11 protein-coding genes and 1 other RNA gene are annotated in these 14310 nt (G+C 71.6%); 5 read left to right on the top strand and 7 right to left on the bottom strand.

Translation table 11 applies throughout. The features are described 5' to 3' along the window. Positions 1 to 105: 105 nt before the first annotated feature. Genes ACFQPD_RS00795 through ACFQPD_RS00785 form a run of 3 tightly spaced genes read left to right on the top strand, consistent with a single transcriptional unit; the run spans position 106 to position 2634 of the window. Positions 106 to 948, top strand: coding sequence for a DUF2510 domain-containing protein (locus ACFQPD_RS00795; protein WP_385897386.1), 843 nt, complete (start codon positions 106 to 108; stop codon positions 946 to 948). Between the two features lie 25 nt (positions 949 to 973). Then, on the top strand, positions 974 to 1834 hold the full coding sequence (map, locus tag ACFQPD_RS00790; RefSeq protein ID WP_385897385.1) for a type I methionyl aminopeptidase: 861 nt from the start codon (positions 974 to 976) through the stop codon (positions 1832 to 1834). Beyond that, positions 1831 to 2634, top strand: a complete 804-nt coding sequence (locus tag ACFQPD_RS00785; RefSeq protein ID WP_385897382.1) for a transglutaminase family protein — start codon at positions 1831 to 1833, stop codon at positions 2632 to 2634. The genes map and ACFQPD_RS00785 overlap by 4 nt, the downstream gene beginning before the upstream one ends. Here ACFQPD_RS00785 and ACFQPD_RS00780 read toward each other — a convergent pair. Beyond that, positions 2598 to 3557 carry a transglutaminase N-terminal domain-containing protein gene (locus ACFQPD_RS00780; RefSeq protein WP_385897380.1) on the bottom strand — a complete coding sequence of 320 codons (960 nt, stop codon included), beginning with the start codon at positions 3555 to 3557 and terminating at the stop codon, positions 2598 to 2600. The genes ACFQPD_RS00785 and ACFQPD_RS00780 overlap by 37 nt on opposite strands. Continuing rightward, positions 3557 to 5986, bottom strand: a complete 2430-nt coding sequence (locus ACFQPD_RS00775; RefSeq protein WP_385897378.1) for a circularly permuted type 2 ATP-grasp protein — start codon at positions 5984 to 5986, stop codon at positions 3557 to 3559. Before ACFQPD_RS00775 ends, ACFQPD_RS00780 begins: the two co-directional genes overlap by 1 nt. Before the next feature lie 67 nt (positions 5987 to 6053). Between ACFQPD_RS00775 and rnpB the strand changes: the two genes are divergently transcribed. Next, positions 6054 to 6420, top strand: an RNA gene (gene rnpB / locus ACFQPD_RS00770) — RNase P RNA component class A. An 885-nt stretch (positions 6421 to 7305) separates the two neighbouring features. Here rnpB and ACFQPD_RS00765 read toward each other — a convergent pair. From ACFQPD_RS00765 to rplM, 5 genes are all read right to left on the bottom strand, one after another. Beyond that, positions 7306 to 8736: an RNB domain-containing ribonuclease gene (locus ACFQPD_RS00765; protein WP_385897375.1), complete on the bottom strand. Its 1431-nt coding sequence runs from the start codon at positions 8734 to 8736 to the stop codon at positions 7306 to 7308. After that, complete coding sequence (locus ACFQPD_RS00760; protein ID WP_385897372.1) at positions 8736 to 9476, bottom strand: zinc ribbon domain-containing protein; 741 nt, start codon at positions 9474 to 9476, stop codon at positions 8736 to 8738. The genes ACFQPD_RS00765 and ACFQPD_RS00760 overlap by 1 nt, the downstream gene beginning before the upstream one ends. A 59-nt stretch (positions 9477 to 9535) precedes the next feature. Beyond that, positions 9536 to 10888 (bottom strand): phosphoglucosamine mutase, encoded by a 1353-nt coding sequence (glmM, locus tag ACFQPD_RS00755; protein ID WP_385897371.1) that lies wholly within the window; start codon positions 10886 to 10888, stop codon positions 9536 to 9538. 113 nt (positions 10889 to 11001) lie between these two features. Continuing rightward, on the bottom strand, positions 11002 to 11526 hold the full coding sequence (gene rpsI, locus ACFQPD_RS00750; RefSeq protein WP_068749435.1) for a 30S ribosomal protein S9: 525 nt from the start codon (positions 11524 to 11526) through the stop codon (positions 11002 to 11004). 20 nt (positions 11527 to 11546) lie between these two features. After that, entirely contained in the window at positions 11547 to 11990 is a 444-nt protein-coding gene (gene rplM, locus ACFQPD_RS00745) for a 50S ribosomal protein L13 (RefSeq protein ID WP_078920186.1), read from the bottom strand. Between the two features lie 213 nt (positions 11991 to 12203). On the opposite strand from rplM, the gene ACFQPD_RS00740 reads away from it, so the two are divergent. Then, positions 12204 to 14285, top strand: a complete 2082-nt coding sequence (locus ACFQPD_RS00740; RefSeq protein WP_385897367.1) for an elongation factor G-like protein EF-G2 — start codon at positions 12204 to 12206, stop codon at positions 14283 to 14285. Positions 14286 to 14310 lie beyond the last annotated feature (25 nt).

Here is a 14310-nt window from a genome sequence, read left to right as displayed (position 1 = left end):
CTGCCCGCACTCCGCCGTTTCCGCATGTCGTCCCATGCTTCAACCGCGCGTGGCGGGCGGCTGAGCGTGTCGAAGGGGCCCCGGCGAGCACCTACGATGGAACGCATGGCAGAGCCGGGGTGGTACGCGGATCCGACGGCGCCCCAGGGTCGGCGCTACTGGGACGGCCGACGCTGGGTCGACGACCCGCCGCGGCAGGGTCGCGGCATGACGACGTGGCTCGTCGTCGCCCTGCTCGTCGTGGCCACCGTCGTCGGAGCCATGATCCTCTTCCCGCGCGGCGCCAACCCGTTCGCCGCCACGCCCGAGGACCCGCGGTCCGCCCGCCCGACCGGCACGCAGTGGAACGAACTCGAAACCTCAGAGACGCCCACGCCCGAACCGGTGGAGAGCGGCTTCGGGGAGCCCATCGAGTGCCCCTCCACCCTGCAGGACCCGCGCAGCGAGATCGTCGACGGCCGCCTGCACGGCGGCGGCCTGTCCATCGAGACGCCCGACGGCCGGGACTGGGTGGAGAGCGCCGCCTGGATCGACTGGCTGCACGACTCCAACGGCATGATCCGCGACATCGCGCCGGGCTGGATGAGCAACGTCAACGTCGGCTATATCAAGGTCTCCGACGGCTTCTCCCCCGTGATGAGCGTGGCCGCGGAGCAGTTCGTCACCTGCATGGCGTCGTCGGGCATGTTCTTCGGCTTCGAGCGGCGCGAGATCCTCATCAACCAGGACTACGTGGTGTCCGACCGCATCGGCTGGCGCCTCACGTCGAACATCTACGTCAACAACCAGCGCCACAACGGCATCGAGGGCGACGTCGTCGACATCATCATCGTGCCCACGGACGACGAGGACCGCTTCGCCGTCTACGTCTCGTGCGTGACCATCGGGCACGAGGAGAACCAGCGCGAGGTGGACCGGTCCCTGGCGTCGCTGCGCTTCGACGGCTGAGCCCGCGCCAGTAGACTGGCGGATCGTGAGCCTCGTGACCCCGCACCCCATCACCCCGCTGCGCGACGTGCCGCGGAGCATCCCGCGCCCCGAGTACGTCGGGCGGCCGGCGCCGAAGCGTTACACCGGCTCGGACGTGCAGACGGCCGAGACCATCGAGAAGATGCGGGTCGCCGGGCGGATCGCGTCGGAGGCCATGTACGAGGCGGCCAAGGCCATCGCGCCGGGCGTCACGACGGACGAACTCGACGCCGTCGCGCACGAGTACATGCTCGACCACGGCGCCTACCCGTCGGCGCTGGGCTACCGCGGCTTCCCCAAGTCGATCTGCACGTCGGTCAACGAGGTCGTGTGCCACGGCATCCCCGACCTGCGCCGGCTCGAGGACGGCGACCTCGTCAAGATCGACGTGACCGCCTACAAGGACGGCGTCCACGGCGACAACTGCGGCACGTTCTACTGCGGCGACGTCGACGAGGAGTCGCGGCTCCTGACCGAGCGCACGCTCGAGGCGCTCAACCGCGCCATCAAGGCCGTCCGGCCCGGGCGCCCCATCTCGGTGATCGGGCGCGTCATCGAGTCCTACGCCAAGCGCTTCGGCTACGGCGTCGTGCGCGACTACACCGGCCACGGCGTCCACAGCGTCTTCCACTCCGGCCTCGTGGTGCTGCACTACGACGAGCCGCGGATGACCACCGTCATGCAGCCCGGCATGACGTTCACCATCGAACCGATGCTCACCCTCGGCACGCACGAGACCGACGTCTGGGACGACGACTGGACCGTGGTGACCACCGACAAGTCGCGGGTCGCGCAGTGGGAGCACACCATCGTCGTCACCGACGACGGCGCGGAGATCCTGACGCTGCCGGGCACCGCCGAGTGACCGTCCGTCACGCCTCCAGCCACCTCGAGGTGGAGGTCAGCGCACCGGCGCACCTCGTGTTCTCGGTCGCGGTGAGCAGCGACTACCCGGACGTCGCGGAGGAGCTGACCTTCCGCGTCGGGGACCGCGAGGTCGAGGCCGAGGAGCTCATCGCCCCGTCCGGTAGCCGGCTGCACCGCATCCGCGAGGCTCCGGTCGGCACGCTGCACGTCGACTACCGGGTCACGGTCGCGTCCCCCTCGCCGGAGGCGGAGATCCAGGGCATCGACGAGATCCTCTACACCCGCCCGTCGCGCTACTGCGACTCCGACCGGCTCGCCAACCTCAGTCACACCCACTTCGCGGGGCTCACCGGCTACGAGTTGATGAGCGCAGTGACGCAGTGGGTGCGCACCAAGGTCACCTACCGGCCAGGATCGAGCCGGGTCGTCGACGGCGCCCTCGAGACATACCTGAGCCGCGCCGGCGTGTGCCGCGACTCCGCGCACCTCGTGGTCGCATTCCTCCGCGGCCTCAACATGCCCGCGCGGCTCGTCTCGGTCTACGCGCCGGGCCTGCGGCCCATGGACTTCCACGCCGTCGCGGAGGCGTACCACGACGGGCGCTGGTACCTGCTCGACGCCACGGGCCTCGCGCCCCGGCAGCCGATGGTGCGCATCTGCACCGGCCGCGACGCCGCCGACACGGCGTTCATGACCACGCTGGGCGGCCGCACGCGGCTGACGCGCCTCGCCGTGGACGCCTCCGTCGACGGCGACCTGCCCTACGACGACAGGTTCAGCTTCGTCACGCTCACCTGAGGGACCTCGTCGCCGTCCATCGGGACGACGTCGACCCCGACGCTGAGCCGGGACGTCGCGGCCTCGGTCACGATGACGCCGCGCAGCGGCGACACGTCGGCGTAGTCGCGACCCCAGGCGGTGACGATGTAGCGGGAGTCGGCGAACTGGCCGTTGGTCGGGTCGATGTCCACCCAGGTGCCGTCGGGCGCCAGCGCCGACAGCCAGGCGTGCGAGGCGTCGGCGCCCTCCAGCTTCTCGGTGCCGGGCGCCGGGACCGTCTCGATGTACCCCGAGACGTAGCGGGCAGGGATACCCAGCCACCGCAGCACCGCCAGCGCGACGTGCGTGAAGTCCTGGCAGACGCCGGCGCGCAGCTGGAGCAGCTCGTCGACGGTGGTGCGCACCGACGTGACGCCCGGACGGTAGGCGAAGTCCCGCCGGATGCCGGCGGTCAGCTCCGCCAGCGCCGCGCCGAACCCGAGGTCCGGGGCGACGACGGTCTCGGCGTAGGCGGCCAGCCCGCCGGCGTCCGCAACCCGCGCCATGCGCGAGGGCAGCCCGAACATCGCCCGGTCCAGGCGGAACGCCGCCGTGTCGGCGAGCGCCCGCGACGCCGCCTGAAGAGTCCACCGGTCCAGGGCCGCCATGTCGACCTCCGGCCAGGACACGTCGACGACGGCCTCCTTCACCACCTCCAGGTGCGTGTGGGGGTAGTGGATCTCCAGGAAGTGCGACTCGTTGCCGAACCGGTCCACGTGCCGGGTGTGCAGCAGAGGGCCGGGCGTGACGCGCAGCCCCTCGGCGCGGACCTGCTGTGACGGCGTGTCGCGGGGGGTGAGGAATCCACGCTCGTAGCACTGCGTCACCGGCTCCGGGTACTCGTAGCTGGTGCGGTGCTTGACGAAGTAGCGGCGTGGGCCGAGGTGTTGGGCCTTCTGCATCAGTGCTCCTCCGCCGGGCCCGACCACCAGTCCGACAGCGTCGCGCGCCGCGGGGCCGACCGGGTGAGGTGCCGGCGGTGCAGGGCGTCGGCCAGGTCGCGCAGCGCCGCCTGCCACACGACGGCGGCGTCCACGACGCGGTCCCGCGGGCCGGCGAAGAGCTCCTCCAGGTCGGAGGCGGCCAGTCCCCCGGCCAGCTCGTCCGCGCGCGCCGCGAGCTCGTCGTCGCCCACCAGGCCAAGATCCTCGGCGAGCCGGTCCATCTGGTAGGCGGCGGACCGGGGGTTGGTGCGGTCGGCCACGAGCAGGTGGGCGGCCGCCACCGTCGGACGGTCCGGTGCCTCGCCCGATGCCGCGCGGCGGCGGTACGTGATGGCCGACTCGCAGGCCGCGAGCAGCGACTCGGCCACCTGGTTCTCGACGACGAGCGCCCGGGACACTCCGAACGCATGCTGGACCAGCGCGACCGTCCGCTGCGCGCGCTCCAGCCGGGTGCCGGCGTCGACGAAGGCCCACGTGACGTCGCGGGTGAGGCTCTCGGCGTTGATGCCCGCGACGGCGAGGGTCTGCGTGACGACGTCGCCCAGCACCCCGGCGAGGTCGTGGCGGCGGGGGGCGCCGGCCACGAGCCGCTCCAGGCGGCTGAGGACGTGCCACACGTCGCCCGACATGATGTCCGGGACCTGGTTGGCCGCGTCGACGAGGCGGCGCACGGAGTGCGCCACCGTCCCGGTGGTGGCCGTCCGCGACATCGCGTGCCGGAGGTGGGTCAGGGCGCCGGTGACGTCGCCGCTGGACAGCTCGAGCCCCGTCAGACGTTCTCCGGCGTCGAGCATGGCGGCGAGGGTCTGCGCCCCCCGCGACCCCGGCCGGCGCCCGTGGTCCTGGGCGAGGTCGGCGGCGACCCGGAGCAGGCGGGCGGTGCCGTCTGCCCGCTCGGCGTAGCGCCCGAACCACACGAGGTTGTCGGCCACCCGCGGCGCGGGAGCCTGGACGCGCTGCACCACGGCGCCGCCGCCGTCGAACGTGCGCGCCCACGTCTCCTGCGCCTCCGCCGGGTCGAGGACCCACACGTCCTTGGCGAGGGCGCCGTCGGCCGACGCGATGCGGAAGTCCGGGCCGCGGGCCGCACGGGCCAGCCCGCCGGGCAGGAACACGTGCTCGCCGTCGACGCGGGCACCGAAGGTGCGCACGACGACGCGGCGCGGCTCGAGGCCGTGGTCGCCGACGACGGGCTCGGTCGAGAGCTCGACCGGCGCCTGGCCGCACCAGGCCCACGGCTCGGCGGCGATCCGGGCGCGGACGGCGTCGCGGCCGGCGGCGTCGAGTTCCCAGCCGGCGCGGCTCGGGGCGCGGTCGCGGTTGATGGGTTTGATCACGAGGGAGTCGAGGTGCGTCAGCACATGGCTGCGCTGGGCCGGATCGCCGCACCACCACGTCTCCGGGGTGGCCAGCGCGAGGTCCTCACCCAGCAGCTGCGGCGCCAGGGCGGGCAGCAGCCCCAGCAGGGCCGGGTTCTCCACCACGCCGCTGCCCAGCGGGTTGAGCGTGGCCACCGTGCCCAGCCGCGCGGCCTCGAGCAGGCCCGCAACGCCCAGCTGGGAGTCGCTGCGGAACTCGAGCGGGTCGGCCAGGTCCGACGGCACGCGGCGGAGGATGACGTCGACCAGCGCGCGACCCTCGGGGGACGTGAGCCACACCTGTCCGTCGCGGACCAGCAGGTCTTCGGCCTCGACGAGTGCGTAGCCCAGGAGCGTGGCGAGGAAGCCCTGCTCGTAGGCCGTCTCGTCGGCGGCGCCGGACCAGAGCAGCACGCCCCGCGGCGTGTGGTCCGGGCGGGGTGCGGCCTGCTGGACGCCGGCCCGCATCGCCGAGAAGAACGAGCGCATCCGCGCGGGAGGCGCGTCGTGGTGCAGGTCAGCCATGACGCGGGTGGTGAGGCGCCGGGTCGCCATGGCGTAGCCGACGCCGGCGGGCGCGTCGGCACGATCGGCGAGGACGAGCCACGTGCCAGTCGCGGCGTCGCGGCCGACGTCGGTCGCCAGCAGCGGGAGCCAGCCCTCGCCGGGCGCCGGGACGCCCGCGGCACGGTGGAGGAACCCGGGATGGCCCCACACGGCCTCGGCCGGGACGGCGCCGGAGCTGAGGAGGCGCTGCTCGCCGTAGAGGTCGCCCAGCACCAGGTCCAGCAGGCGCGCCCGCTGGGCCAGCCCCGCCTCCAGGGTGGCCCACTCCTCCGCTTGCAGCAGCAGGGGCAGCGGGTCGATCGACCAGTGGCGCCCGCCCTCGCCGCCGTATCGGATGCCCTCGTCCTCGACGAGCCGGACCAGCTCGGTGCGGGCGGCGGCCAGCCCGTCGGCGCCGAGCCGCTCCACGGCGTCGACGACGGCGCTGATGCCGACGCTCGGGCCTTCGGTCGGGACGGTCACGCCCGTAACCCTAGCGCCCGGCGGCGGGGCGGCGGGCCGGCGCGACAGCCGGTACCATGGGGGCGGACGAGTCGGCCAGATGATCGCGGCCACTTCGGTGGCTGAGGAAAGTCCGGACTCCACAGAGCAGGGTGGTGGGTAACGCCCACCCGGGGTGACCCGCGGGACAGTGCCACAGAAAACAGACCGCCTGGCGACAGGTAAGGGTGAAACGGTGGTGTAAGAGACCACCAGCGCTCCAGGTGACTGGGGCGGCTCGGTAAACCCCACTCGGAGCAAGACCAAGAAGGCCGGTCTTCGGACCGGCCGCGGACGCCGATCGAGCGCTGCTCGCGCGAGGCGCCCGGGTAGGTCGCATGAGCCCGTCGGCAACGGCGGGCCTCAGATAGATGATCATCCGTCGACAGAATCCGGCTTACCGGCCGACTCGTCCACCACTCCCGCCTCTCGTGTCAGGTTTCGCCGGGAGTACCCGGCAGAACCTGACACTCAGTGACCCCGTGTTGTCCACCCCCGCCCTCCGGCGACTGGCCGCCGCTCAGGCGGGCGTGCTCACGACGCGGCAGCTCGGCGGTGCTCGGCGCTGAGGGGGCGGCGTATCTCCACGGAGCCATGCGTGACGCCCCCGGCGTCCTGAGGGTGTGGGCGCGCCACCGGCATGATGACCTCACCGTCGGTGAGTTCCAGGTGCGATTCCTTCGAGGGGTCCGTACGGGGCGCGGCCATCTTCCTCGGACCACTCTCGAGGAATCCCTGTTGGACATCTCGGACCACTCGACAGAAGACGAGGCCGTTGCGGCCGTCACGGGCGCGCTCGCCCTTGGCTGCACGACGGGCCCGCGGCTGTTGGCCGAGCTGGATGGGCGCCATCGGGTCCGCCACTCGGCTACCCTCAGGCTGCTCTGCTCAGCCGCTGCCCGGGGCATTGAGAGTGCGTTGGAGTGGCGATTCCAGCAGCGAGTGTTGACCCCTCACCGCCTCCCCGTGCCGGATCGCCAGGTACAGAGGAGCGCTGGACGAGTCGACGTTCTGTATGACCGTGAATCGCTTGTGATCGAGCTCGACGGGATGCGGGACCACTCGGTGTGGTCCAAGGACATGATGCGCGACAACGAGCATCTGCTCGTCGACGGACTGATCACGCTGCGCTATGGCTGGTACGCCGTCGAGCGGGCTCCCTGCGAGGTCGCCCTTCAGGTGGCACAGGCACTCCGATCACGCGGCTGGCCCGGGCCGGCTGCCACGTGTCGGCGGCGCCCCCGGGACCTCCCGTGTCAGGTTTCGCCGGGAGTACCCGGCAGAACCTGACACCGCGACCCTCACGGCCGCGAGAGGGTGACCTTCCCGGCCGGGACGTCGACCGCGTCGATGCGGACCCGGATCTCCGAGCCGACCTCCGCCCGCTCGGCCGCCACCCGCAGCTCGACGGCGGGGTCTGGCACCTGCACGGTGCCGATGCCGGTCTTGGGGTGGACGTCGGTGACGACGCCGGTGAAGATCCGCCCGACCTGATCCTTGAGTACGAGCGCCTCGGCCAGGTCGAGCACCCCGTTCTCGTAGGCGCGGGCGGTGCGCCCGGAGTTTGCCATCTCATCGGGCAGCGCGGGGAGCCCGGCCCGCGCCCACTCCGGCACCTCGAGGTCGTTGAGGAGGGCATGGCAGACCTCCAGGACATAGCGGTCGACGAGCCGACGCAACGGAGCGGTCGTGTGCGCATAGGGGGCTGCCAGGGCGGAGTGCTCGAGGTTGCCGGCGGGCAGCTCGCCGTCGAAGGCCACGTATCCGGCGCCCCGGAACAGCATGGTGCCGCGCGTCAGCGCCGCCAGCTCGCGGGGGTCGTCGGGCGACAGCGACCGCACGAACTCCGGGTAGTCCATCCCGCGCGGCCAGTCGACGCCGAGGGCCCGCACGGAGCGCCGCAGCTTCTCCAGCGACCACTCCTCCGCGGGCGGCAGTGTCCGGACGATGCCGACGCGACCGCGGAGCATGATGTCGGCCGCGGCGAAGCCGGTCAGGAGCGAGATCTGGGCGTTGTGGTTCTCCACCGGCACCAGGGACCGGAACTCCAGCGTCCAGCCGCCGTTGTGCGCCTTGATCTCCTGCTCGGGCAGATCCAGGGACACGCCCCCGCGGGCGATCTCGATCTCCCGGCGCAGCCTGCCCACCTCGGGCAGCAGCGCGATACTCGGGTGGGCCGTGCCCGCGTCGACGTCGCGCTGCACCCCCTCGTAGTTGAGCTTGGCGCGGCTGAGCACCATCGCCCGGGTCAGCGACACCTCCCGCGGATGCCCATCGCGATCCAGCCGGTGCTCCCACACCATCGCGGGGCGCGGGCGGCCGTCGGCGAGCAGCGACGCCGCGCCCTCGGCCAGGACCGATGGATGCAGCGGGACGCGGGCGCCGGGTGCGTACAGCGTCTGGCCCCGGCGGTGGGTCTCGGCCTCCAAGGCGGTGCCGGGACGCACGAAGTGCGCGACGTCGGAGATGGCGTAGCGCACGACGTAGCCGTCTCCGTCGCGTTCGATCTGCACGGCCTGGTCCAGATCGGTGGAGGTGGGCGGGTCGATCGTCACGAATTCGACGTCGGTGAGGTCCGCGTGCCCCGACGGCGGAAGTTCGGCGGCTCGGGCCGCCTCCGCCTCGACCTCGGCAGAGAAGGCCCGCGGGATCTCGAGCCGGCGTTGCAGCAGGAGCAGGCCCTCCCGCACCTCGGCCGGGATGTCGTGAATGTCGAGGTGCGGTGACGGCATCAGAGGCCGGACTCCGGCGTGCGGACAAGGATCCGGTCGCACTCGACGCAGCGCAACACCTGGTTGGCGGCGGCGCGGCGATAGGTGTCGAGATCCGAGACGGTCAGCTGCAGCTGGCATCCGCCACACCGGCCCTGCTTGAGCGCGGCCGCGCCGAGGCCGGAGGAGGCCCGCAGCTTCTCGTACAGCGTGAGCAGCGCGGCGGGGACGCGAGCGGCGATGGGGGCCCGCGTGGCGGTGAGGTCCTTCGCTTCCTGGCTGAGCTTGGTCACCGCGGTGTCGCGCTCGGCGACGGCGGCGCGGAGCTTCTCCTCGATCTCGCGCTTGCGGACCGCGATGCGGTCGCGGTGCGCCGTCGCGTCCTCCAGGCGCCCCATGAGCTCCAGCTCGCTGTCCTCCAGGTCGCGGATGCGACGCTTGAGGTGCTCGACCTCCTCCTGGAGGGAGCGCAGGATCTTGCCGTCGCTGACGGAGCCGTCGTTGATCCGCTTCTCGTCACGCTCCAGACGCGCCCGCACGGGAGTCAGGTCCGCTTCGGCTTTGGTCACCGCCACCTGCAGGTCGTCGACGTCGGTCACCGAGGCGACGAGTTCGTCGGTGAGCTGCTGCCGGGCTGCCATCAGCTCGGCGATGGTCTTGTGCTGCGGCAGCGACCTGGCGGCGTGCTGCACCCGGGCCACCTCGGTGTCGAGGTCCGCGAGCGTGAGCAGCGTGCGTTGGTCGGCAGGGTCAGCGAGCATCGGGCGTCCTTATCCAGTTGGGTGCGCCCCAGGATACTCGGGTGGGGTCCCGTCGTGCCTCAGAGCGCGAGACGCGTGCGCACCGTCTCGGCCAGGTCGTCGGCGATGCGCCGGGCCTGCTCGTCCGTGGGCGCCTCGACCATGACGCGGACCACGGGCTCGGTGCCGGACGGGCGTAGCAGGACGCGGCCGGTGTCGCCGAGCTCCCGGGCGGCGGCCGCGACGGCCCGCTGCACGTGGTTGTCGATGCCGGCGCGCAGCTTGTCGACGCCGCGGACATTGATGATCACCTGGGGCAGCACCGTCATGATGGAAGCGAGTTCCTTCAGCGACTTGCCGGTGGCCACCATCCGGGCCGCGAGGTGCAGGCCCGTGAGGGTGCCGTCACCCGTGTTGGCGAACTCTGCGATGATGACGTGGCCGGACTGCTCGCCGCCCAGTGCGAAGCCGTTGGCGTTCATCGACTCCAGGACGTAGCGGTCGCCCACCTTCGTCTGGTCCACCCGGATCCCGTGCTCCCGCATCGCGTTGATGAGACCCAGGTTGCTCATGACGGTGGCGACGAGCGTGTCGGAGTGCAGCCGGTGTTCGTCCTTCATCGCGACGGCGAGGATGGCGAGGATGTGGTCGCCGTCGACGACGGTGCCCTCGTGGTCCACTGCGAGGCAGCGGTCGGCATCGCCGTCGAGCGCGATACCCATGTCGGCGCCCTCGGACCGGACGCGCGCGATGAGATCCCCCATGTGGGTGGAGCCGCAGTTGTCGTTGATGTTGAGGCCGTCCGGCTCCGCGTGGATCGGAATGATCTGAGCGCCCTGGGCCGCGAACGCCTCGAGAGCGGTGGTCGACGCCGCTCCGTTGGCGCAGTCGATGACGATCTTCAGGCCCTGCAGCGAGGCGTCCTCGCCCAGCGACCCCACCAGGTGGGCGACGTAGGCCTCGACGGCGCCAAGGTCGTTGCGGACGCGGCCGACGGCGGACCCCGTCGGGCGGGTCCACGTCTCGCCCATGCGGGCCTCGATGGCGTCCTCGAGATAGTCGTCGAGCTTGACGCCGCCCTTGGAGAAGAACTTGATGCCGTTGTCGGGCATGGGGTTGTGCGAGGCGGAGATCATGACGCCGAGATCGGCCTCCAACTCGTTGACGAGGAACGCCACGCCCGGCGTGGGCAGGACACCCAACCGCACGACGTCGATGCCGGCCGACGCGAGCCCGGCCACGACGGCGGCCTCGAGGAACTCGCCGCTGGCACGGGGGTCACGGCCGACGACCGCCAGGGGGCGGTGCCCGGCGAACGCGCCGGCCTCCCCCAGGATGTGCGCCGCCGCGACCGAGAGGTCGAGCGCCAGCTCGGCGGTCAGTTCGCTGTTCGCGACGCCGCGGACGCCGTCGGTGCCAAAGAGTCGTGCCACGCAGGCGACAATACCGTCGCGCAGAGACGGTGAGCGAATCCCCGCACGGCCCGCGCCCGGAACGCGGACGCGCCCGCCCCGCGATGCGGGACGGGCGCGAGCAGCGGCTGAGGTCAGCGCTTGCTGTACTGAGGAGCCTTGCGGGCCTTCTTGAGACCGGCCTTCTTGCGCTCCTTGATGCGGGCGTCACGGGTCAGCATGCCGGCCTTCTTCAGCGCGGGGCGCGACGCCTCGGCGTCGACCTCGTTGAGGGCGCGGGCCACGCCGAGCCGCAGCGCACCGGCCTGGCCGGTGATGCCGCCGCCGTGGATGCGGGCGATGACGTCGTAGGACCCCGCGACACCGGCCGTGGTGAACGGGTCGCTCACCAGCTGCTGGTGCACCTTGTTCGGGAAGTAGTCCTCGAGGGTGCGGCCGTTGATGGTCCAGGTGCCGGAGCCCGGCACGATGCGGACGCGGGCGATGGCCTCCTTGCGGCGGCCGGTGGCCGCGCCGGGGGCGACGACGGCGGGGCGGACGTCCGACCCGGCCGCGGCGGCGGGGTTGGCGTCGGAACGGTAGGCGATCTCGCGGTTCTCGTCGTCGACGAAGGGCGTGATCTCCTCGGCGACGGTCTCGTCGATGTCAGTCTGGCTCATGGGATGCGTCTCGCTCTCGCTCACTGGGCGATCTGGGTGATCTCGAAGGGCTGCGGCTGCTGGGCAGCGTGGGGGTGCTCGGGGCCGGCGTAGACCTTGAGCTTGCTCAGCATCTGGCGGCTGAGCTTGTTCTTCGGGAGCATGCCCCAGACGGCGCGCTCGACGGCGCGGCGCGGGTCCCGCTCCAGCAGTTCGCCGATGGCGACGGCGCGGAGGCCACCCGGGCGGCCGGAGTGCGTGTAGCGCATGGAGTCGGTGCGCTTGCTCCCGGAGAGAGCGATCTTGGACGCGTTGATGACGATGACGAAGTCACCCGTGTCGACATGCGGCGCGAACTGCGGCTTATGCTTGCCGCGCAGGAGGTTCGCGACCTGGACGGCCAGGCGGCCCAGGATCACGTTCTCGGCATCGATGACGTGCCAGTTGCGGGCGATTTCGCCCGGCTTTGGGGTGTACGTGGACACAATCCCACTTCCATTCGGTTTGGAAACTGATGGGGGTTGCCCGCCGGCCGTGCCGAGGCAGGGTCGATTCACGCGCGCAACAGCTGCCTAGCTTACGTTCCGGGAGGCGGCCGGTCAAAACGCCCTTCAGCTGGGTCGCTGGGGAGGGATTTGTCGTAGTCAATGCATGGGGGCCCCGCCCACAGCGCACGAGGTGGGTACTAAGGTCTGTCCATGGCCTCAAAGACGAGCTCACACATCAACATCACCGGCCCGGACGCGATCCGCAACGTCATCCTCGTTGGCAGCAGCGGCTCGGGCAAGACGACCCTCTTCGAGCACCTGTTACGTGCCCGCGTCGAGGGCTACCGCGGGGAGAAGGACACCCCTGAGAGAGCGGCCTCGCTCACGTTGGCATCCATCCCGGCCTCCGACGTGCAGATCAACCTGCTCGACGCGCCGGGGCACCCGGACTACGTCGGGGAACTGCGCGCCGGGCTGCGCGCCGCCGACGCCGCGGTATTCGCCATCCCGGCGGGCGAGGAGATCCAGCCCTCGACGGTCAGCCTCTGGCAGGAGTGCGACCGGGTGGCCATGCCGCGCATCATCGCGATCACCAAGCTGGACCAGGGCCGCTCGGACTTCGACCAGATGGTGGCCGCATGCCGGGAGGCGTTCGGCGACGGCGTCGTCGCGGCGCTGCTGCCCATGCGCGCCGGGGACCGGAGCATCGGCAACATCTCGCTGCTGAACAAGCGCATCCACGACTACTCCTCCGGCACCCGGGTCTCGCGCGACGCGACCCCCGAGGAGGCGGAGCTCATCGCCGACCAGCGCGCCCCCTTCCTCGAGGCCCTCATCACCGAGATCGAGGACGAGGACCTCATGGAGCGGTACCTCGAGGGCGAGGAGATCGCGGTCGCGGAGGTCTACCAGGTCCTCAACCGCGCCATCATCGGCGCCCGGTTCTTCCCCGTGCTGCCGGCGCACACGACCAGCGACGTCGGCACCGAGGAACTCCTGCGGTGGATCGAACGCGGCTTCCCCGCCGCCTCCACCCACACCATCCCGCCCGTGATGACCCCCGGCGGGGCGACGCTGCCCGGCTCGGACTGCGACCCCTCCGCCCCGCTGGTGGCGCAGGTGATCCGCACCACCAGCGACCAGTACGCCGGACGCCTCAGCATGGTGCGCATCTTCTCCGGCACACTGCGCACGGACGACCAGGTGCACGTCTCGGGGCACCGGGAGCTCTTCACCGGGCACACCGACCCGGCCCACCCCGACCACGACGAGACCGATCGGGTGGGGCCGCTGTCCGCGCCCATCGGCGTCGACCCGGCCCCCAAGGACGTCGCGATCGCCGGCGAGATCGTCTACGTCGCGAAGCTCTCGCGGGCGGAGACCGGCGACACGCTGTCGTCGATCGAGCGCCCCGCCCTCGTCCGGCCGTGGCAACTGCCCGAGCCCCTGCTCCCCGTCGCAATCAAGGCGGACACCCGCGGCGACGAGGACAAGCTCGGCGGTGCCCTGCAGCGCCTGGCCGTCGAGGACATGACGGTGCGGATCGAGCGCCACCCCGAGACCGACCAGCAGTTGGTGTGGGTGATGGGGCAGGCGCACAAGGAACTGCTGCTGTCGCGGTTGCGCAACCGCTACGGGTTGTCGATCTCCGAGGAGCCCGTCACGGTGCCCCTGCGGGAGACCTTCATCGCGCCGGTCAAGTCTCACGGCCGGCACGTGAAGCAGTCGGGCGGCCACGGTCAGTACGCGGTCGTCGACGTGGAGATCCAGCCCTTGGAGCGCGGCGCCGGCTACCAGTTCATCGACAAGGTGGTGGGCGGCGCGGTGCCGCGGCAGTTCATCCCGTCGGTGGACAAGGGCATCCAGGCCCAGCTGGCCCACGGCGCGCTCAGCGGCTACCCGATCGTCGACGTGGCGGTGACCCTCTATGACGGGAAGTCACACTCGGTCGACTCCTCCGACATGGCCTTCCAGACCGCGGGGGCGCTGGCGATCAAGGAGGCGGCCTCGGACAAGACCATGGCCCTGCTCGAGCCGGTCGACAAGGTGACCGTCACGGTGCACGAGGCCTTCGTCGGGCCGGTGCTCACCGACCTGTCGGGCCGGCGCGGCCAGGTGCTGGGCAGCGACGGCGACGCCGAGCACCACGCGATCATCGAGGCGCTGGTCCCCCAGTCGGAGCTGATCAGCTACCCGATCGATCTGCGCGGGCTCGCGCAGGGCACCGGGAGCTTCACCCGCGAGTTCCACGGTTACGAGCTGATGCCGCGGGAGCTCTGGCCCAAGTCCTGAGCGGGCGGGCCCCGGCCGGTCGGTT

Origin of the sequence: Tessaracoccus sp. O5.2 (assembly GCF_964266725.1) — a bacterium.
Classification (GTDB): Bacteria; Actinomycetota; Actinomycetes; order Propionibacteriales; family Propionibacteriaceae; genus Arachnia; species Arachnia lapidicapta.
This window is presented reverse-complemented; position numbering and strand designations above follow the sequence as displayed.